Consider the following 21144-nt stretch of genomic DNA (forward strand, 5'->3'; position numbering starts at 1 on the left):
CTTGAACGCATCTCGCTGTCTTTTTCTATTCTGCTTGTTGGATTTCTGCTGCTAAATCAGCATAATCAATCGTTTCGTGAACAAAAGTCGGATCATCAACTGGAAAATGCTGTACAAGGGACGAGATGCGGCTAATCTCAACTTTTCCTTCAGCCACTTCAAAATCCATTACATGTCCGCCAAATGTATGTGTATCATCGATAAAATGCAAGTGAAATCCCGCTGCAGCAACTCCTTGGAATAATTCAGGCGTAAAGAACCCGACTAATGTTCCTTGGACATTGCTTTGTTGGAATTCTGGTTGAGACTCTGAAATTTTTGCTAGTCTTCTGTAAGGTTTTTCTTGCTTCGGCATGATACGGATGTGCATATTTTTGAATAATCCAGTTATCTTCACTGCCAAAAATAGGTTTTCCCCGGCTTCTCTTACTAATATGTCTTTTTTCAATTGTTCTCCATCTGCAGTTTTTGAGACAGAAAAACTAGTATCTGGCGTAAAATCTGTAATTGCTGCATAGGGGGTAAGTTCACTTCCATCTAATTGGGCAACTGAGCCATCTGATCTTCCTTGATAAGCTACGCCATCTAAAAAGATGACTTCACCATCAAGCCCATGCAATGTTCCCAATCCCAGAGTTCCTTTTTCTAATATATGAGCAATCGTTTCTGTTCCATCCATCAAGCCAGCCATCAAAGCTCCTAATGTCCCGTGCTGGTATAAGATTTTTTCAGTCATGTCGACACTTCCTTAATAGAATTGATCTGGTAAGATTGTTTCTCCCAATTTCTCATTATCACGGTAATCAATCGGAATATCAATAATTACGGGTCCTTCTGTCGCAAATCCTTCTTCTAAAGCTTTTTCTAATTCCTCTACACTTGTAGCTCGGATTCCTTTAGCGCCAAAAGCTTCTGCATATTTCACAAAATCAACTGGACCAAAGTCTACACCTGACGCCCGCTGATATTTCATTTTTTCTTGGAACTCTACCATATTGTAGTGTCCATCATTCCAAATCAAATGAACGATATTCAATTTTTTACGTACCGCCGTTTCTAAATCCTGGGCAGAGAATAAAAATCCCCCATCGCCGGAAACTGATACGATTTGTGTATTTGGACGCACCAATGCAGCAGAAATCGCCCATGGCAATGCAACACCAAGCGTTTGCATACCATTACTGAATAACAAATGACGAGGTTCATAACTTCTAAAGTGGCGTGCCATCCAAATATAATGACTACCTACATCTACGGTAACAGTCATATCATCTGTTACTTTTGACTGAAGCGTGTTAATAACTTCTAAAGGATGCAAGATACCTGCTTCTCCTTTTGATTGAACAATGTCCCGCTCCGTTAATTCTGCTTGAAGAGATGCTAAATATTCTTTTGCATCTTCTGACACTTGTTGAGGCTCTAATGAACCTGTCAATAAATCAAGAGTGGCTGAGATATCACCGATCAATTCTCTTTCAGGCTGCATAAAAGGATCGATTTCAGCTGGCGCTTCATCGATCACAATGATCCGCGCATCTTTTTCCGCATTCCAGTTTCTTGCTTCATATTCGATTGGATCATAGCCAATAGCAATAACTAGATCACTTCGTTTCAAAAGCATATCTCCTGGTTGGTTTCTAAATAAACCCACACGACCAAAGAAATGCGCTTCTAATTCACGTGAGATCACTCCAGCTGCTTGGAATGTCTCTACAACAGGCAATGCTGTCTTTCCAACTAATTGCCTGATGGCTAACGTTTCTTTTTCACTTGATCCTCGCATACCTACTAATAGTACCGGTAGTTTTGCTTCTCTAATGCGTTCAGCTAGGTAACGGATATCATCTGCAGAAGCAGAACCTAATTTAGGATCGCTCAATGGCTTGATGACATTCCCTTGGACAGGTGCATCCACTACATCTTGCGGGATACTGATAAAGCTCGCGCCTTTTTTTGAACTCTTAGCCATACGATAAGCATTGGCAATCACTTCTGAAATTGTTTCTGGATCTTGGATTTCTGCACTGTATTTTGTGATTGGCTGGAACAGTGCTGCATTATCCATGCTTTGATGGGTCAACTTCAATAGATCGCTTCGTTTTACTTGTCCGGCAATTGCTAAAACTGGGTCACCTTCTGCTGTCGCTGTTACCAAACCTGTAGCTAAGTTACTAGCACCAGGACCACTTGTTGCGATAACTACTCCTGGCTCTCCTGTAATACGTCCGATTGCTTGTGCCATAAATGCAGCATTTTGTTCGTGACGAGTCACGATTAATTCAGGACCTTGATCCTCTAATTCATTAAATACACCATCGATTTTTGCACCTGGTATACCGAATACATAATCAACATGATGATTAATCAAACTTTCTACTACAGATTTCGAACCTTGTTTCATTTTTTCGTCCATTGAACATCGTCCTTTTTATGCTTTATTTTTAATTATTAGTTAGAAATAATCACAAATAATTGATACAGTTTCTAAACCTGTTTCATTCAAAAGTATAGCACGTTTTATTTCATTTGTTTAGCCATATGTTTCAAAAAATGAAAAAGAATGACAGTTTTTACATAAAAACTGTCATTCTTAATTGAAAGTTTCAATTTATAAAGTCTACAGATCCATAGTTCTCATCAATTTACGATTGTTGAAGTAAATCAAACCAAATACGATAGAAGGACCTAGTAGAATACACCATTGGGGCTTTACGAAAAAGAAGAGAAACAAACTTGTCAATAGTAAAAAATCTAGTAAACTCACATACCATTTTTTCAACGTATAGTAGAACGCTATCCGTAGAACTTGATTTGGTTTCGACGCTGGATTTCTCACCTGAAAATACCAGTAGTTGATGCTAAAGGAAACTGATAAACAAGCAAGTAAAACAAACAACGGAATCAACCATTTTCCATAAGAAAAACGTATAAAAAAGAAACAATCAAAAATCATTATCACACTAACTATCCAAGCAAATAGCCAATAAAAAAATCCCTTTAGCCAAAATTGGCGAAACGTCTTTATGAACAAACGTACTGGTGAAAAACTTTTTTCTTTTGCTAATTCTTCTGTCATACCTATCATCACGATGCAACCTGGACCAATAAAAAGTAAAGAAAAAATAAAGGAAAAGACATTCCTTCCATCTATCGACAAAAGGAACGCAGCTGCTATATACAAGATATTGACACACCAAAAACAAAGGCTACTTGCCAATGATTGATACAACCAATAAAAGAATTCCATATAAACATTTTTGTCAAAACGCTGCTCTTTCATAATCACCTCCTATTCCTTCATTCCTGATGAAGCGATCCCTTCTACAAAATATTTTTGCATCGCTAAAAATATAAAAGCAACAGGAAGAACAGAAACAACTGAGGCAGCCATGATTAATGCGTACTCTGCATCAAATAGCCCAATAAACATTTTCAACCCTAACTGGATTGTTTTATTTTCCGTAGAAGACAAATAAATGAATGGCCCCATATAATCGTTCCATGTATTAACGAATGTGATGATCGTCAAACTGGCAATCGCCGGTTTTGTAAGAGGTAAAATGATCTTGCGATAGATTCCCCACTCTGATAAGCCATCGATCCGCGCACTCTCACATAAAGAATCTGGGATACTACTGTAGTATTGCTTCAACAAGAACACACCAAAAGCATTGAACGCTTGTAATAGCACCAACGACCACAACGTATATGTTAAACCCACTTTTCTCATCATAATGAACTGCGGGATCATATAAGACTGCCAAGGGACAGCAATCGTGCCGATATATGCTAAAAATAAAATATCGCGCCCTTTAAAATTTAGTTTAGAAAACCCGTAAGCAGCAAAACTAGAAGTAAACAACTGAATCAACGTGATCACAACGCTTAAAAAAGCTGTATTCTTAAAAAATGTCACTAAAGGAATACGAGACCAAATAACCAGATAATTCTCTAAATGCCAAGTTTTAGGGATCCATTGAATCGGAATCGTGAACACTTCATTATTTGCTTTGAATGAAGCAGAAACCATCCATAAAAAAGGAATGATCGTCAATAAAGCTAATACAATCAGCAGAATCATACCCAACCATTGAATAAAGGGCATGTTTTTTGAACGAATTTTTGCTTTTTTTCTTTCATTTCGAACACCTCCAAAGTTATAATCTTCATTTCTTTGTAATGATTACAATCCAGAACAACGGTTATTATAGCTGATTCATTTCCGTTCTTCTTATGTTTGTAAGCGCTTATTTAACAAGTTATGTAAATCTCTTTATTTTTTTTGATTTAAAAATGAAAAAATACAAAAGCAAGACTGTCATACGTCTCGCTTTTGTATTGAAATTTCTTCGATTAGAGATACTTATTACTGTTCAAAAGCTTCTTTGAAACGGTGAATCAATTCATTGACTACAGGTGATAAAATCCGATTCTTTTTCCAGACTAGCATGCAGTTCGTTTCAATCATTGGGTCAAGCGGAACGAATGTCACTCGCTTTGAAAGATGACTTACAGCACCTTCTATGACTAAAGCAGCACCTACCTGATTCTCAATTAGCGCAAATACATTGAAAATCAAATTGTACGTTCCTGTGATCAGCAACTGCTCCTTTTTTATGCCTAACCAGTCAGCAAACATTCGCTGTATTTCTGGACGCTTTGAGATCAAAAGAGGTACATTCGCAAAGTCTTCTTTTGTTATCACGTCTTTTTTTGCTAAAACAGAATTTTCTAAAATGAGCAATCCCCATTTTTCCTTTCTTGGTAACAAAATCGTTTCGTATTTCTCTGTATCTACTGGATCTAGCAAAATCGCTAAATCTAACAGGCTTTTTTCTAGTCACTCCGTGATATCATCACTTGTTCCGCTGTGGATATGAAATTGAACGCTGGGATAATCACGGATCAACTTTTCTAGTAATAGTGCCAATGTATTCGAATTATCAGCTTCCACACAGCCGATCGTAAATCGGCCGCTGAATAATTGTTTTTTTCTGTTCTCGAATTCTTGAGTGGTTTGATTCGTTAAATCTAAAATTTCTTCTGCTCGGCTTTTTTAGAAAATAACCTGCTTCTGTCAAGATCATTTTGCGGTTTTCGCGTACAAACAGTTCTGTTCCTAGTTCCTCTTCTAACTCCTTCAGTTGTCGGCTTAAGGTTGGTTGTGTAAGATGTAGAACTTCTGCGGCTTGAGAGATTGTTCCTTCTTCTGCAATTGTCCAAAAATATTTTAGTAAGCGTAACTCCATAGCGATGCTCCTTGATTTTTTTACTTGATACATTCCATTTTATTTCTAGATAACACACGATCATATTTCTTGATTTTTCCTTGTAAACGTTCCAAACATTCTTGCATTTCAGCAATTTTTTTCGTCAAAAGTTCACTTTCTTCAATCAAAAGCTTACGCCGCTCAAATACAGTTGCTTCTCCTTCGCTAGATAGGCGAATATATTCAATCAAAGACTCGATCGATAATCCGGCATTTCGCATACAGATCGTAAAGTCGACCCATTTTAGGTCTTCTTCTGTATAATCACGGATTCCGCCTTTTGTCCGATTAACTGGTGGAATCAACCCGATTCGTTCATAATAGCGCAATGTATCGGCCGAAATGCCCTTTTCTTCACTGACTTGTTTGATATTCATCTGATCACTCTTTCTCTTAATTTCTTGCCACTTTACTTATGTATTTTATTTATTCTACAACTTTAAGTGTACTCCAAGTCAATACTCATTTCTATTAAAACTAAGCTGGATTATCTATATCGGTTGTTTGTGTATTATTTCAAATAAAAAAGTCTTGTTTTTTTATTCTTTTTTGGATATACTTTTAACAATTTAGGGAAATTTTAGGAAAAGGGGTATAAAAATGACAACGTATCAGCGAAAGTTATTATTATCGACATCGGCGGGAATTGCTTTAGAGAATATGGATATTATGTTTTTAGCTTTTTCATTATCTTCAATGATTACTTCTTTTCATATTAGTGGTACGCAAGCGGGTTTCATTTCAACGATCACTAATTTGGGGATGCTCATTGGAGGTATTTTTTTTGGCATCATAGCTGATAAATATGGACGTGTGAAAGTATTTTCTCAAACGGTCCTTCTGTTTTCGATTGCTTCTTTATTGATGTATTTTGCTTCAAACATCTACTTGGTTTATCTCTTTCGCTTTATCGCAGGTGTAGGAGCGGGAGGAGAATACGGGGCGTGTATGTCCTTGATTTCCGAAAGTTTTTCAAAAAAACAAATTGGACGAGCTTCTTCGGTTGCTGGTATTGGTGCGCAGGTCGGTGCGGCTTTGGCTGCGATTTTAGCTGCTGTGATCATTCCAACGTTTGGTTGGAAGATGTTGTATGTCGTAGGTGTACTGCCGGTGTTGATGGTCTTGTTCATTCGTCGCGGCTTGACTGAACCAAAGGAATTCAAATCTGTACAATCTGCCGAAAAGAAAACCAAACTTAGCAGACTGTTTGAATCAAAACATCTTGCTTGGCAAACATGTGGCCTTAGTATCATGGTAACTGTCCAAATTGCCGGCTATTTTGGGTTAATGAATTGGCTGCCTTCAATTATGCAAAATCGATTAGGGCTTTCGGTTTCTGGGTCTTCATTGTGGATGGTCAGTACTATTTTAGGCATGTCTTTGGGGATGATGACTTTTGGCATAATCATGGATAAATTGGGGCCTAAACTAGCCTTTTCTTTGTTTTTAATTTGTTCATCCTTATCTGTCTATCTACTTGTGTTAGCCCATAGCCAGTGGAGTTTGGTAGCAGCCGCTGTGATAGTCGGCTACTTTATCAATGGCATGTATGGTGGATATGGCGCAGTGATTAGTAGTTTGTATCCAACAGAAATCCGCGCGACGGCGAATAATTTCATTATGAACCTTGGACGAGCTGTTGGTGGTTTTTCTTCTATCGTCATCGGTTTCTTGATGGATCATTATAGTTTAACTGCCGTAATCTTGTTTTTGAGCGGTATTTACCTAGTCAGTCTGCTGGTCTTGACAACTCTTACTGGTGTTACAGCATTAAGGGAAAGCTTGCAGCATTGATAGTTGAGTCTGTAAATGACAAGAAAGAGGTGTGGCAAAAGCTTGCATCTGCGGTAATAAGACCAGCCAAATCAAAAACATGAGACACTGTTTCCGTTTGGCTGGTCGTATTACTTGATGCAGGGCAGCTTTTTCAACTGCTAATTTCCTTCTATCTGGCGGCTACTATTCTTTGACGTCCGTCATTTCAAAGTACTTTACTAATAACTTAGCATAACGAAAAACTGTGGATACACTCGTATATTGAGCGTCTGCATAATCTTCCAAATTTTTCTCAGGATGTTGATACATGAATTCAATCAAATGATAATTATATGATTTTCTGTAGAAATGAAGATAAATAATGTAGATTGGGAAGTTCTCCTGCTTTTCCATAGAAAAGCGCCGATTATTCTCATTCTTCAAAATGACCTTATCAGGATATTTTTGGAACAATTCTTCTAAATCTGTTAGATAATTCAAGATAGACTTACTTGATACCTTCAATTCGTTTTGTAGTTCTTCTATTGAACACCAACGTTCTGTTTCAAGCAGTAAATGAATCATTTTAATTTTCTTTTGAGAAACTTTTGTTAAAAAAGTCTGCATATTTTCTCCTCCTGTATCTACTTTACTATACTACATACAAGAAAAAAAACGGATACAAATATCATATTGTCACACCGTCAATAGTGCATAAACCTGTTATTATTTCTCTTTTTTTCCTAAGTATTCTATTGATATGAATCATTTAATCGTTTATTATATAAATGTCAATAATCTAATAATAAAATAACGTACATATTTTATTATTGCATACTTAATAACAGAACTATAGCAAAAAATCCCGTGTATCAAAACGGGATTAGATTAAGTTTCCTCAATCACTATTCATAACACAATTATTATAACAAGTAAGTAAACAATTGAAAAGGACATTTATTGAAAACGGTTGTTTTTTACTTAAGGAGGAAATTTAGTGAAAAAATTAGTTGCATTGTTTTTGGTCGCAGGAAGTTTGTTGAGTGGGTGTGGTGCTACTACGTCTACTACTCAAAGCACAAGTTCAGCTCAGGCTTCCAGCAGCAGTACCACGATCTCCGAAAGTACGGCAGATTCATCGAAAGAACAAGAACAAATTGAAAAGAAAAAAGAAGAAGAGAAACAAAAAGCGGAAAAAGCTGCACTAGAAAAAAAAGTGACAGAAGCGGAATCTGCTTTGTCACAAGCTGAAGCAAATCCTACAAAAGAAAACTATGCAACTGCTTCAGCAGCTATCCAAGCGCTACCTGAAAACAAACAAGAGTTGACAAGCCGTCTTGCTGCAATTGATTCCACAATCAAAGCAAAAGAAGCAGAAGAAGAACGGAAAAAGCAAGAAGAAATTGCACGACAACAAGCAGAACAAGCGCAACAAGAAGCAATCGCACAGCAACAAGCAGAACAGGCGCGACAGCAAGCAGCAGCTGAACAGGCCTCTCAGCAGGCACAAGCCGCAGCTCCTGAGCAAAATAATGAACAAACTGTCTATGTCACACCGACCGGTTCAAAATACCATACACATAAATGTGGAAATGGTACGTATACCCCTGCCACTTTAAGCGAAGCTCAAGCTCGTGGTTTAACCCCTTGCTCCAAATGTTATGGAAACTAATTCAAAAGTTATACTATAATAATAAAATTCTTCTGAAACATAAAAAAATAGAAGCTGGCGTTCCAGATAGTAAACCAAAAATAGCAGTTTACACGTCCATTTCGTCAGCTTCTCTCTTTTTTCATTTAGTCTGTTCCCTCTGCTTTTTTGGACATCTTCATTCATTCTTTCTCAATCAAATAGTACACCTCTTTTTCTTTTCGCAGTTTATATCTTCCTTTTTTCAATTTCATTGAAAACTGTTTCGAATGTTTATGTTTTACATGGATTTTAAGCAGGAGCTCCTCATGTTGCAAGCGATAGTTCCTGCCTTTTAAATCAGAAAATCTCACTAGTCCGTATTCATCAGAAGCTTTCACAAATGGAACTTTTTCTCTAGTAATATAGTGTTTGCCGTTGAGCGTTTTTACAGAAAAGACCATTCCTTCGATTGGTCGTCCGTTTGTGTTCTTTACATAAAAAGATAAAGGATAGTTTCGCTTAGCGATGGCCAAAGAATCTAAATAAGCGATGAGTAGCCAAACTAAGCCGATTGATCCAAGTAGTATACCGATAAACCAAATAAAAAATTTCCATTTTTTCCATTGATCAATTCCTTGGATCGCTTTTTTTGCCTCTTTTGCTTGATAAGGAATACGATGCCCCGTCACAAGCAGTCGATGTGTATTGACCATATAAGGAGTACAGGTAAGCAAAGTCACGAGATCTCTGCCTTTTTGGATACCCAAAGAATCTACTTCATCAGGTAAGACCACTTGGATTTTTTCTACTTGATACGCCAATGTCTTTCCATTGATCTGGATGAAAAACTGGTCTCCTTTTTTCAACTTAGGCAAATCTGTAAATAATTTTGCTTCTGGGAGTCCACGATGCCCAGAAAGAACGGCATGGGTGTTTTTCCCGCCAGTCGGATAAGAACTTTCTTCCAATAATGACGTTCCTTTTTGCAAAAATATTTCCGTTGTCTGATCGAATATAGGTAAGCTGACATTGATTTTTGGGATTTCGATGACTCCAAGCATATGTTCCATAAAAAAGGCATTACTAGGTAAATCTTTTAATGCTTTTGCATCAACTGCTTGGTTGAAACTGCCTATCCCTGGTGATACGTTTTGCTCTGCCAACTGTTGGTTTTTCTTTGTCATTTTTTCCTGCTGTTTTTTTATTTCCTCTGAATTCTTATTCGATGCTTGCTTTTGATAATGGATGATCATTTGCTGGGCAAGAAAATCATTCAGTGAATCTTCTACAAAAGGATAAGAAAAGATCCCGATCCCAACGACTAAAATGATTGCCATGAAGATGTCCAGTATTCTTATTCTGCTTTTATTCATCATGTCCACCTATTTTCTAATATGTATATGAAGAGGTTGTGAAATCAGCGCCTTGACCTGAGTATTCGCTCAACAAACGGCAAAATAGTTCCTCCTATTTTGCCGTTTGTTGAGCGAATACCAAGAGACCGACCACTTGTCACAACCTTTCTCCCCATTTGAATCACTATCGTTTATTTATCGTATGATTTTTGTTTCCAATAGTTTAAGCTTCTGTTTCTTGATGGCGTTTTTTGAAGTAGATCACTGCTCCTCCAACTAAAGCAGTACCTACCAAGATGAATACGATGATCCCCATACCACCAGTTGAAGGCAAGATTCCTTTAGGTTGGTTATCGATCGTTGTTTCATCAGAAGTTGTTGGATCATCATCTACTGTAAATTCAGTGTACGCAGCTTCATTCTTAGGTAATGCGTAGCCTTCTGGTGCTTTTGTTTCTTGAAGGCAGTATGCCCCTTGTTTCAGCCCTTCGATTGAAAATTTCCCTTCTGAATCAGAAATCAATTTCACTTCTTCCCAGTCAGAACCTGTGACTTCATCTGACCAAGCATATGGGTATTCTCCTGAGGCAAGATTTGCTATTTTTTTCATTAATTTAACAGTTGGATCTTTTGCTCTTAGAATAGAAAATTCTGCATCGGCTAATTTTTCTTGCGTGTTCACATCTTGTTTGATGAAGTGGAAATCACCGTAGTTTTGGACATTTTCTACAGTAATCGTGTTATCCGTAGTTGTATTTTCCCGATTGACTACACCGTTTGGATTCCCAAGATTGGCTTCATCTGCGCCATGGATGATACCGGTTGTTTGTTGCAATTTTCCGTTTTTTACTATAAAAGTAGTTTCTTTTTGTGGATTGGTTAATTGATAACCATCTGGTGCTTTTGTTTCAACTAAAGTATAATTGCCGTCTATTAATCCATTGACACTGATGGATCCTTCAGTATCAGTTGTGAATGTCAACGCTGACTCAGCAGGATCATAGAGAGCGACACCAGTGTTTTCATCAAAACCGGTCACGAATTGATTCTCTGAATTTTTGATCTGGAATTGCGCCCCTGCTAACTTATCTACCCCTGAAAAGTTCCCAGCTTTCTGGATTTTGATATTGCTTTCTTTGATGACATTTTTAGCATATAGGTGAATCGTGTCTAAAGGTTTGTCAGGGTCTGATGAATTCGGGTTATAAAAGGGTAAGCTTAACACGATATTTGGCGACGTTTCGACACCGGGCTTTGGTGTTTCTACAAAGACGTATACAGCATCTTTCCCATCAGATTTACCTGGAAGAGTCAGGTTAGCTAATCCTTCACCAGAAGTCGTTACACTTGCGAAGGGTGTAGCGTCTGCTGGAACTGCTGTGTCTTTACTTGGATAGTACGTAGCAGTGATGTCATATACGTTGAATTCAACGCCGTTCAACGGTTCGCTATTCGGAAATGTCAATTCCGTTCCGTTGTTTATTTGATTTTCTGGTGCTGAAGTGAATTTCAATTTATGCAAATTAACCGTAACATTTTCTGGTGTAGGTGATACGGCCTAGAAACCTCTGCAGTTCCTAGGCCGAGAACGAAAGGAAGCAGCATGATAGCAGTTCCTAAAAACGTCCATATTTTTGTTTTGATGTTTTTCATTTTATTTCCCTCCTATTGTTTCCTTTTTGTTGTTTTTTATAAAACCAAGCTGTCCCTGTTGAAAGGACTAGCAACAACCCTAAAATTGAGAAACCTCCAAGCATCTCTTCGCTTGTTTTTGGAAAGCTTCCTCCATTTTTTTCATTTGATGGACCATTTGTCTGCATCTGAACTGGCGTTTTTCCATTATTCGTCGGATTTGCTTTTGGTTCGTTGATGATTTCCAATGGTATAGGATGAAGCGGATCATAACTGCCTTTTTCAACTTCAAAGAGAATGGTTGATTGACTCAATATATATCCTTTAGGCGGTTTAATCTCCACTAGTTCGTAACTTCCAAAAGACAATCCATGGACAGAAAATGTTCCATCTTTACTGGAAGTAAAAATCGTTGCTCTTGAATCATCTTTGGCTACCCAATGATTTATCCCGTTTTCTTGCGCTAAGTATTGGTCATTTTTTTTGACTAGAAATTGAGCATCTGCTAGTTTTTGTTTCGTTTGCCGATCCACTTTGACAAATTGTTTGCCTCCTGTTTGGATGGCAAGATGTGTTTCTACTGTTTGATTGTCAGTCGTCAAACGTACATCGTTATCAAATGTCGTTTTTTCACTGTTTTCTTTCAATGTCATTTGGTAACGGATCGTTAATTTTTTCCCAGCAAACGAACTAAGATCTTTTCCAGAATCTGATAAGACAAAACCATGTTTTGTTTTTTGTGTGTGAAATGTATGAATCTTGTCTCCACCAATCAAAAAATCGATCGTTTCTGGTTCTAGCCATAACTGAGGATCAGCTGTATCTTTGATCGTATAGGTTCCTATCTCGTTGATGTTCTCAGGAATTGTTACGGTGATGAGATAAGGAACTTTATCCCCATCTGCAAAATCTGTCTGCTTATTCTCTACTGTTTTTGTTAATGTGAGTGCAGCAGGTATTTTTTGTTCGCTCTTTGGATACAAGTGGATGGTCGTCAATTTATGATTAGATGAATCTGTCACAGGAAGCACAACGACAAATGGTGCTGATTTTTCTTTTACTTAATCTGAAGTCTTTATTTCCGCAAATCGGTAAACAGCGTCACGACCTTGCTCATCTTTGTCCGATGCACTAAAAGAAGCAATGCCCTCTTCCTCGTCTACTGTTTTTGTCACATTTTCTGCCAGTATTTTTTCACTATCACTTTTTTGTGCTAGTTTTCTTTGTGCGTCTTCCACACTACTTCCTTCTGACCGCAGCTTGTAAAATTCATCCGAGACATCATATATAGCGAAAGTAACGCCGTTCAACCCTTTTACTCCTTGAAAGTTATCCGGGATATTTATTCCGTCGTTTTGACTGATACTTGGCATCTTATCGCTTTCGAACATTCGATTATGCAAAGTAAATGTAATAGGTGATTCTCTAGCTGACACAGTCGGAGAACCTATAAAAAAGACCAGTAGGATAAAAAAGAGAACAGCAAATATATCCACACGTACATTTTTTGTTTTTTTCATCGCTGTTCACCTGCTTTTTTCTTACGATGGATAAAATAAAAGAAGCCAGAAAAAATAAAGATCAGTCCTAAAAAGACAAAGGGCAGTAGACCTATCCCACCTGTCGAAGGAAGCAAGAGAGTCGGATTGATCGTCAACTTAGCGGTATCTGTTGCGATAATCGTATAATTATTGTTTACACTTCCTTCGCCTAAACTAATCGTTACTATTTGTGATCCAATATCTGTCCGGCTGTTAACTGTTAGGGTATAATCCAATGATTCGCCTAAGACAACACCGGTAACGTGGAGATTTCCAACCGAAATCGAGTGACTTTGGGCATCATAATTAAAGGCAGCGTCATCGACAGTAATCACTGCGTTAGCTTTATAGATGGTATAAGTTCCTGATGTGTTGGCTATATCAGTAAATGACAACTTGGGATTTGCTGCTTTGACTTTGTCTATTCCGCTATTCGTTAGTTTAATTGTATAGCTGCCAGCATTAACCATATTTTTTGCTGATTGTGCATCTGCTGTGTAATCCATACTGCTAAGTGCCACTTGTACTGGAGTAAGCGAACTAGTGACACCCTCTGCTAGCTTGACATGGATTGACGGGACACCTGCTTTTCCATCATATGTCTTACTGCCACTGAGCTCTACCGCACCGCTGATTTGCTTAATCGTATAGACATCAGATGTCTGCACGATAGTAAATAAATAGTTTGTTCTGGCAGCTAGTTTAGCTAGTCCGCTTTTTGTCAATTGCCAAGACGTATAGGTTCCAATTTCAGTAGGCGCAGTTACTTCAACTCCCTTTTCATTCATCGCTTTGAAATCAGTTGGATTCCATGTGATTTGATCAATACTGAGATCATTGTTTAAAAGGGATGTTGATTCTGTTTTATCATTAAAGGCATATTTAACGATCGGTACAACAGAAAGACCATCATAGTACTTACTGCCATTTGCATTGATTGATACTGTTGCATTTGTCTTATAATATAGGATGACTTCAGAAATCTGTTTTCCATTTGCGTCCTTTACGATTACATTTCCATTTGTATCTAAACTAGCTAAAACACTCATTGCTGATTGGTTCTTTGTTTCTGTCGCTGAAACAGCTGTAAAGGTATATCCGTTGATAGTAGGCGTATTAGTCGTCAGGTCTTGTGCAGCACTTCCGTAAGTAAGATTCATTATTTTAGAAGGAGCAATCATCTGTCCAAAATAGTCTTGATACTTAATAGTGATTGGTGTTTGTTTGCCTGTATAGGTCACCGTATCGACGTTACTTTCTAGGGCTGTGAAAGAACCGTTTGTTTGTGCAAAAGAATAGCCCGTTACTGCTGTTGGAGTGATAACCACTTTGTCACCCACATGGATTCCAGATAATGTAGTCCCGTACGTTCCGATTTTTGCTGCTCCACCATTGACTGTATAAGAAAAAGTTCCTGTCCGATTCGCATTGACCTGAACCGTTGCTGCTTGATAGGTTGGAAAATTTGAAACATTTCCCTTACCATCAACGATCTGCCCATTTTTGATCGAGTACCCCGTGAATGGAATATCATTTGCTAACTGTATACCGATTGAAAAAGTACTCATACCTCCTCCGGCAGGAAGCCCTCCCCATGTTGAGGGTGTAAAAGAATAACTTTTATCCGCATTGGGTGTAACTGAATCGATCGTATTTCCAGCGGTAGCCACCCCCATATAGATACTTTTTGGGAATGTGATAGTAGTACCATTTACTGTGGAGCCAATAAACAGATTATGGATATCTGGACGGTTATCAATAAAAGCGATTGCTTTGGTTACGCCTTGTAACGCAGTTTTATCCGCACTCATCGATCCGTTAACCGCAACAATGACTCCATCTTTGGCATATATCACTGTATATCCATCTGGTATGGTATGTCCGTTGAAATTCGCAGTGGCCGCAACAGTACTAAATGTCTGGCTTCTACCTGTTTCTGAATAAGCTTTCTCCCCTGCTGCTTTTGCTGCTGTGATTTCTTTTTCTGTCGGATCAATCAGTTGAGTCGAGGATGTGGTTGAGGTTGTCTCGTTGTTGCTAGACTGATTGGTGCTTTCTATGGACTGTATTTCAGAATAGGGTGGACTATTTGTCTCCTCTGTCGTTTGGTTAGCAAAATTTGACGTTTCTGTATAAACGTTTACATAAATACTTGATAAGCTCCCTAAGAAAGTAAAAATCAAGATGATCGAAATCATAATGGGATGTAAGTATTTTCTTTTAGATACAGCTTTGAGTCTAGAAACAAAATGTTTTTGACATATACGTTGGATTTTATTTTGAGTTTTCTTAATCATTTTCATCCCTCCTCTCAATAAAAAATCATCAAATAATCCTTTACACGTTATTCTAAATTTAATTTTTATTATTTTATTGATGTATAGAAAGTTTGGGGCTTTTTTTCTCTTTTTATTCTAAGGTTATTTTAGTCTTGTCCTTTAATACAAAGATTTTATTTTTAAATAAAAAATACTCTTTTTTTACGATTATTGAAAAAAAAAGATAAAACTTGATTAATTGAAGTATTGCTTAAATTTGGAAGCTATGAGGGAAGAATAAAAGAGTTAGGACGGGATTATCTACTATTTTTCTTTGTTTTAAATATTTGTTATCTTTGAACATAAAAGAGAAATGTGTCGACTGCAGTGTTGTGTCCCTCATCACGAATAAACGGTGTTCAATTAGCTGATCTTGTATTAACTTAAAAAATGGTAAAGTACGAGTTGCTATTCCCCATTTTCAATTTTCTAACGCTCAGGACAAAATACTGTTTTCACAACCTCATTGGAATAAAAGCATATATATTGTTTCAAGAACGAAATCTTGTTATCTTTTTAAAGGGCATCTGTCCAAAATCTAATTTTAGGAGGTACGTTTTGGTATTTATTCGTACAAATAAAAGAGAATTATCTTTATTCATGTAACGCATCCAATTGATTTTTTCATGTACGCTCCTGGAACGATTTTACTGACGATTGCTTATTTAACTGCGAATCGCTCATTAGCTTTTATCATAGCTATCCATATTTTGAATAACGTTCTTGGCTTTGTATTATAGATACAGATGACAAAAAAAGTGGCTCTATAATTTATGGGACTGATGAATCAGAATTGATTCTTCAGCCCCATTTTCATTTTAGGTATTAAAAAACATATCGTTCTCTAGTATGATTAAATCACCACAAAATAAACAACTGAGAGGACGATACGCTATATGAATGATTCTATCAAAAAAATGCTGAGAATAACAGAGAAAGATTTGATGATTACAGAGGTCTCTTACGAGACCCTTCAGAAGAAAAAGACGTTGGTCGTCGATGCTGTTCTCTCGCCTACTCCTCGTGCTTGTAGAAGTTGTGGTTCTACTGTGGTAGATGGAAACGGGAAAGCAATTATAGTGAAAAATGGAAAAAAGGAAACGATTGTCCGTTTTGAACAATACAATCATATGCCTTTGGTTATGCGCCTAAAAAAGCAACGCTATACCTGTAAAAACTGTCGCACCCATTGGACGGCTCAAAGTTATTTTGTCCAACCCAGACATTCAATCGCAAATCATGTTAGATATAAAATTGCTTCTTTACTGACTGAAAAAGTATCTTTATCTTTTATTGCGAAAAGCTGTCAGGTATCTTTGACCACCGTTATTCGTACATTGAAAGAGTTTAAAAGCTATTTACCAAAGCAATCTAAGAAGATCCTCCCCAGAGTATTGATGGTTGACGAATTTCGTTCGCATGCTTCCATAGAAGATAAGATGAGCTTTATTTGCGCGGATGGCGAAACAGGAAAATTAATAGATGTTTTGCCTACGCGTAAATTACCTCGATTAACAAGCTATTTCTTAGGTTGTACCAATCCAGAAGAAGTAGAATTCTTGGTGACAGACATGAACGCCGCCTACTTCCAGCTCACCAAACGTGTTCTGCCAAATGCGAAAGTCGTGATTGATCGGTTTCATATTGTCAAACACATGAATCAAGCGTTCAATGAGTTGCGTATCCGTGAAATGAATGAACTTCGTAAAGCCGGACAGAAAAGCCAGGCAGAAAAACTGAAAAAGAACTGGCGCTTTTTGCTAAAAAATCGTGCAAACATCAACCATTATGAATACAAAACATGGAAAAGTTTCCGAGCACCAAAATACCCATTTCTTACTGAAGCAATGATGATTGATCGATTGCTTGAGTTTTCTCCGCCCCTAAAGGAGGCGTATCCCTTTTTTCATGAATTAGTTGAAGCCTTTCGAGACAAAGACCCTGACTTATTTTTCTCCTTATTGGCAGAACTTCCCGAAACGTTAGATGACAGCTTTCGGGAAAAGCTTCAAAACCTTCTGACCTATGAAGAAGGCATCACCAACGCAATGATCTATCCTTATTCCAATGGAAAAATAGAAGCGAAGAATACCCACATAAAGACAATGAAACGAGTATCCTACGGATTTAAATCATTTGAGAACATGAGAATTAGAATCTTTTTGATCAATCAATTAATCAATGTAAGATAACAAAAAATCTGAGCCAGAATGTGGTTCATTCTGACTCAGATTTGATTTTGCACAACTCATCAGTCCTTATTGACAAAGAGCCAAAAAAGTTCAAGTATGCGGTGTAGAACCAATATCGCATACTTGAACTTTTTTCAATGAGTATAAATTAAAACTTCTAATTTTCAATTCCCATCATCTGATATGCCCGACCGTCTGAACTTCTTTTGAAAAAGCCAAATGTGATTAGATAACGTCTTTGTTCGACATAATCGCCACTAGAAAATACGTTCAGCAGTATCGAATTAACCTCTGTTTCTGTATAAGTCACTCCATGGTCAAAGCGTTTCAAGACTTCTTTCAATAGGATGTATTTCTTTTTTGTTGAACTTGGTACTTGTTTTACTTTTCCATCATTCATGAATGTGTCTAAAACTTTCATCTTTTCTTGCTCCGTATAAGTATAAACCATCTTCTTTCTCCTTTTGATTCTAAGAATACTCCATTTATGTTAGAATATTCTGGATTTTTTATTAAAGCGGTTACTCTTAAGAAAGATATTATCATAGTGCTCTTTTTTTTACTACTACTTATAGGTAGATTTATTCTAATCCATTATTCTCCCCTACCAATAATTAAAGAAAAAACTGGATCAGGGTGTTCAAATTACATGCTAAGAAAAAAGAACCCTTGAATACCAAGGGTTCTTTCTCAGTCTGATAACAATGATTAACGACGGATTTCTTTGATACTTGTGAAAAGTCATTAAAGTATTGATATAAAAGTTTTTCTCTTTTTCTGACTACACTTTGACTAAAGCATAGTCACAACACCTATTTTAGATTCTAAAATACCTGCACTTCTGCCAAAATCTAATTTTCTAATGAATCAAAAGCAAGCAAAGGCTTTATTCTTTCGTTTGATGTTAAATGCCGATATATTTTTGAAGTTGTACTATCTGTATGACCTAAACGATCCTTTAAAACATCCCAACTGCAATACTCAGCTACTAAACTAGCCATCGTATGACGAGCCAGATGAGTATGGAAATTTTTGTTGATTCCACATCTCTCTACACAGCGCTTAACGTGGTCATTTACATATTCACGACGATAAGGAACTCCACGCTTACCAGGATCAAGATAAACAAATAAATAAGTCTCGTCTACAACAAAATTGCTATTTCTTTTTGTTTTATTTAATACATCAATTAATTCGTGCAATTTCTCCATTACTAACGGTGTGACAGGTACTCTTCTAGCAGAACTAACAGATTTTGTAGTTTCAATTCGAAAATCTTTGCTTTTTCCTTTTACTGCCGTCTGCTTATAAAATAAGATTTCATTTCGTTCAAAATCTATATCTTGAGGTTGTAAAGCAAGTGCTTCACTCACACGACACCCAGTATAAAACAAAACATGAAAAAGAACAGACATGGGTAATTCTTCATAAATGATCCCATAATTTAAAAAAGTTCGCAATTCATCTACTGTTAAAAACTTATCTTCTAAACTATTAACAGACTCTTTTAAATCTTCAACTGTTAACTGATACTTAGGCATTTTTACAAACTCCATTGGATTTTCATTTATCAAATTCTTTTTCTTACAATATTTAAAAATCATATTTAGAACTTGAACAAGAGATTGTAAACTATTTTTAGCATAACCAACATCAATGCCGTCAATTCCTTTTTCTTTTAAAATAAAAAGGAATTTTTGTAGTTCTTCTGAAGATAAACTGCTTAATTTTTTATCACCAATCCATCGATTAAGTATTTTTACCTGTTCTTCTCGCTTATCATATGTTGCCCTCTTTTGTTCGTTTAGTGATCGATAATATTCAAACCACTTTTGACTAACCACATTGAATTTATCATTACTAGCAATTCTTTTTTGCTTATTTCTGTGTTGTTTTTCCATTTCAAGATAAGCTAGCTGAGCCTCACGCTTAGAATTAAAACCTCGTCTCGTAGTTCGAAAAGCCTGAAAGTACCAAGTAATTTTTCCTGTTGCAGTAATATGTTTTTTAAAACGACTCATATTTTCCATTTGTTTTTACCCCCAATTATGAAGGAACCCAACAATCGGAAACTCTTGAAAATCTTTCTATTTATAAAATAATTATACAATATACAGACGAAAAAATAAATTCTACAATTCTCGTAATAAACGAAACTGATCACAAAAGTATTCTTCCTTTCCTTTTTTTATCCACTCCAAAATATCATCTCTAAGGTAATGCCCTTTGATGCCAAACCAGCATCTTGGAAAATTATCTAGTTTTATAAGACGATTTAAAGTACTATCACTTATTTGAAATTGTTCTTTTAGATCTTTATTTGTTAAAACTAACGGTAGGTCATTTATTCTCTTTACTTTATTGATAGAATCCTCTAGCTTTTTGGGATTAAATAAACAATTTTCTAACTCTGATGAATTATTTTTATTGTTATTCTTTGACATGATTATCTCTTCCCTTCTATTATTAAGGATTAATCTATCAGCTGCCTTTGTCAAAAGCACATAGGAATTTCACCTCTCCCCAAGTTTACGGCGAGCCTTACGGAAGTATCATTATCCCAACCTCAAATCATCGCTTTTTATTGACTATAAAAATTATTTTAGAATATTTATCGCTCCTTCTTTATAATAAGAGATCATGGCGTAACTAAAATATGCTCCTTGAAGTGTTAACGTACTGATAGAATATATTTATTTTTCAATGAACAATAGGTTTTCTCCCTAAAAGAATCCGCTAATCTAAAGTATTAGAAGACTCTTTTTGGTAGAAAAAGTAGAAAGGGGAGTTTTTAGCTAGTTAACTTTAAATTTCAATATAGCTTCTATTAATTTAACTTCTAATTGCCTTAGCATATATTCATCCACATAGGTAATAAATTGCCCCACCTCATTAAATCCATTTGTTAAACATAACTTAGCTATATAATTATCATAATGTTTGAGTATCATCTTGATCGAAATTGGATCTTCTTCTAGAGCAGATAGGATAATAGATAGTGGAACTAATGGATACTGCCATTTTTTGGGTTTATCTACCATAGGTCATACCCCATTTTCAATTGTTCAACTGCCTTCGTTCGTTGATACCAGATACCACTTGTACTCATATTGAGAATTCTACCGATTTCAGCATCATTAAAATCGGCAAAATAATAAAGTAGAATAATCTTCCTTCTTATATCCGATAACTGATCAATTGCTGCTGATAACTTCTGATCTGAAATTAATATCTCCATTCCAAATAAGAAATAGACATCTTGTTCATCAAAATTAGTTTGTGGATACTTCCCTTCATTTACATCATTCAGTGGTTCCTCATTATCTTTTATTCTAGTGTTTCGTTTTCGAATAGACTTAGCTTCGTTTCGTAATACTTTTTTGCAGTAGGCATCAAATTGGTGTTGTATAGATTTCTCATTATAGTTTTGTTGCACGATCAATATGCT

Annotated in this window: 21 protein-coding genes and 1 pseudogene; 4 read left to right on the forward strand and 18 right to left on the reverse strand. The window is 36.5% G+C overall.

Annotation, left to right across the window (positions count from 1 at the left end; genetic code table 11):
- Positions 1-25: 25 nt before the first annotated feature.
- The 7 genes from budA to ACIFUW_RS08815 form a co-directional block, all read right to left on the reverse strand.
- Positions 26-736: an acetolactate decarboxylase gene (gene budA, locus ACIFUW_RS08785; protein WP_002289619.1), complete on the reverse strand. Its 711-nt coding sequence runs from the start codon at positions 734-736 to the stop codon at positions 26-28.
- Positions 737-748: 12 nt separating this feature from the next.
- Positions 749-2413 carry an acetolactate synthase AlsS gene (alsS, locus tag ACIFUW_RS08790; protein ID WP_002289620.1) on the reverse strand — a complete coding sequence of 555 codons (1665 nt, stop codon included), beginning with the start codon at positions 2411-2413 and terminating at the stop codon, positions 749-751.
- Between the two features lie 204 nt (positions 2414-2617).
- A complete protein-coding gene (locus ACIFUW_RS08795; protein ID WP_002300930.1) occupies positions 2618-3280 on the reverse strand; it encodes a DUF624 domain-containing protein in 663 nt (220 codons plus the stop codon).
- Positions 3281-3289: 9 nt separating this feature from the next.
- Positions 3290-4105, reverse strand: a complete 816-nt coding sequence (locus ACIFUW_RS08800; RefSeq protein WP_002303949.1) for a carbohydrate ABC transporter permease — start codon at positions 4103-4105, stop codon at positions 3290-3292.
- A 261-nt stretch (positions 4106-4366) separates the two neighbouring features.
- On the reverse strand, positions 4367-4810 hold the full coding sequence (locus tag ACIFUW_RS08805) for a LysR family transcriptional regulator substrate-binding protein (RefSeq protein WP_002288989.1): 444 nt from the start codon (positions 4808-4810) through the stop codon (positions 4367-4369).
- 133 nt (positions 4811-4943) lie between these two features.
- Positions 4944-5282, reverse strand: coding sequence for a LysR family transcriptional regulator (locus ACIFUW_RS08810; protein WP_002321036.1), 339 nt, complete (start codon positions 5280-5282; stop codon positions 4944-4946).
- Entirely contained in the window at positions 5270-5647 is a 378-nt protein-coding gene (locus ACIFUW_RS08815; RefSeq protein WP_002302962.1) for a MerR family transcriptional regulator, read from the reverse strand. Before ACIFUW_RS08815 ends, ACIFUW_RS08810 begins: the two co-directional genes overlap by 13 nt.
- Before the next feature lie 223 nt (positions 5648-5870).
- On the opposite strand from ACIFUW_RS08815, the gene ACIFUW_RS08820 reads away from it, so the two are divergent.
- Complete coding sequence (locus ACIFUW_RS08820; protein WP_002322902.1) at positions 5871-7064, forward strand: MFS transporter; 1194 nt, start codon at positions 5871-5873, stop codon at positions 7062-7064.
- 165 nt (positions 7065-7229) lie between these two features.
- Here ACIFUW_RS08820 and ACIFUW_RS08825 read toward each other — a convergent pair whose 3' ends face one another.
- Positions 7230-7652, reverse strand: coding sequence for a helix-turn-helix domain-containing protein (locus ACIFUW_RS08825; RefSeq protein WP_002288984.1), 423 nt, complete (start codon positions 7650-7652; stop codon positions 7230-7232).
- Between the two features lie 370 nt (positions 7653-8022).
- Between ACIFUW_RS08825 and ACIFUW_RS08830 the strand changes: the two genes are divergently transcribed.
- Entirely contained in the window at positions 8023-8697 is a 675-nt protein-coding gene (locus tag ACIFUW_RS08830) for a hypothetical protein (RefSeq protein ID WP_002322903.1), read from the forward strand.
- 161 nt (positions 8698-8858) lie between these two features.
- Here the strand turns inward: ACIFUW_RS08830 and ACIFUW_RS08835 are convergent, their stop codons facing one another.
- From ACIFUW_RS08835 to ACIFUW_RS08855, 5 genes and pseudogenes are all read right to left on the reverse strand, one after another.
- Positions 8859-10031 (reverse strand): class C sortase, encoded by a 1173-nt coding sequence (locus tag ACIFUW_RS08835; protein ID WP_002288982.1) that lies wholly within the window; start codon positions 10029-10031, stop codon positions 8859-8861.
- Positions 10032-10236: 205 nt separating this feature from the next.
- Entirely contained in the window at positions 10237-11535 is a 1299-nt protein-coding gene (locus ACIFUW_RS08840; protein WP_002303959.1) for a SpaH/EbpB family LPXTG-anchored major pilin, read from the reverse strand.
- A gap of 127 nt (positions 11536-11662) precedes the next feature.
- Entirely contained in the window at positions 11663-12178 is a 516-nt protein-coding gene (locus ACIFUW_RS08845; protein WP_223917858.1) for a prealbumin-like fold domain-containing protein, read from the reverse strand.
- Positions 12179-12250: 72 nt separating this feature from the next.
- Positions 12251-13165 (reverse strand): annotated as a pseudogene (locus ACIFUW_RS08850) (pilin N-terminal domain-containing protein); the annotation flags it as partial.
- On the reverse strand, positions 13162-15489 hold the full coding sequence (locus tag ACIFUW_RS08855) for an MBG domain-containing protein (protein WP_002303963.1): 2328 nt from the start codon (positions 15487-15489) through the stop codon (positions 13162-13164). The pseudogene ACIFUW_RS08850 and the gene ACIFUW_RS08855, both read right to left, overlap by 4 nt.
- Positions 15490-16400: 911 nt before the next feature.
- On the opposite strand from ACIFUW_RS08855, the gene ACIFUW_RS08860 reads away from it, so the two are divergent.
- A complete protein-coding gene (locus ACIFUW_RS08860; protein WP_002297218.1) occupies positions 16401-17696 on the forward strand; it encodes an ISL3-like element ISEfa11 family transposase in 1296 nt (431 codons plus the stop codon).
- Between the two features lie 157 nt (positions 17697-17853).
- Here ACIFUW_RS08860 and ACIFUW_RS08865 read toward each other — a convergent pair whose 3' ends face one another.
- Entirely contained in the window at positions 17854-18147 is a 294-nt protein-coding gene (locus ACIFUW_RS08865; protein WP_002288970.1) for a DUF2087 domain-containing protein, read from the reverse strand.
- Between the two features lie 36 nt (positions 18148-18183).
- Between ACIFUW_RS08865 and ACIFUW_RS08870 the strand changes: the two genes are divergently transcribed.
- Positions 18184-18369, forward strand: a complete 186-nt coding sequence (locus ACIFUW_RS08870) for a hypothetical protein (RefSeq protein ID WP_002311684.1) — start codon at positions 18184-18186, stop codon at positions 18367-18369.
- 178 nt (positions 18370-18547) lie between these two features.
- Here ACIFUW_RS08870 and ACIFUW_RS08875 read toward each other — a convergent pair whose 3' ends face one another.
- The 4 genes from ACIFUW_RS08875 to ACIFUW_RS08890 all read right to left on the reverse strand — a co-directional run bounded on the left by ACIFUW_RS08875 (position 18548) and on the right by ACIFUW_RS08890 (position 21132).
- Entirely contained in the window at positions 18548-19726 is a 1179-nt protein-coding gene (locus ACIFUW_RS08875; protein ID WP_060814972.1) for a tyrosine-type recombinase/integrase, read from the reverse strand.
- A gap of 102 nt (positions 19727-19828) precedes the next feature.
- Positions 19829-20140, reverse strand: coding sequence for a helix-turn-helix transcriptional regulator (locus ACIFUW_RS08880; protein WP_060814999.1), 312 nt, complete (start codon positions 20138-20140; stop codon positions 19829-19831).
- A 351-nt stretch (positions 20141-20491) separates the two neighbouring features.
- Complete coding sequence (locus tag ACIFUW_RS08885) at positions 20492-20737, reverse strand: helix-turn-helix domain-containing protein (protein ID WP_169040341.1); 246 nt, start codon at positions 20735-20737, stop codon at positions 20492-20494.
- Positions 20731-21132 (reverse strand): RNA polymerase sigma factor, encoded by a 402-nt coding sequence (locus ACIFUW_RS08890; RefSeq protein WP_060814974.1) that lies wholly within the window; start codon positions 21130-21132, stop codon positions 20731-20733. The genes ACIFUW_RS08885 and ACIFUW_RS08890 overlap by 7 nt, the downstream gene beginning before the upstream one ends.
- Positions 21133-21144 lie beyond the last annotated feature (12 nt).

The organism is Enterococcus sp. PLH-Efm8 (assembly GCF_053011625.1).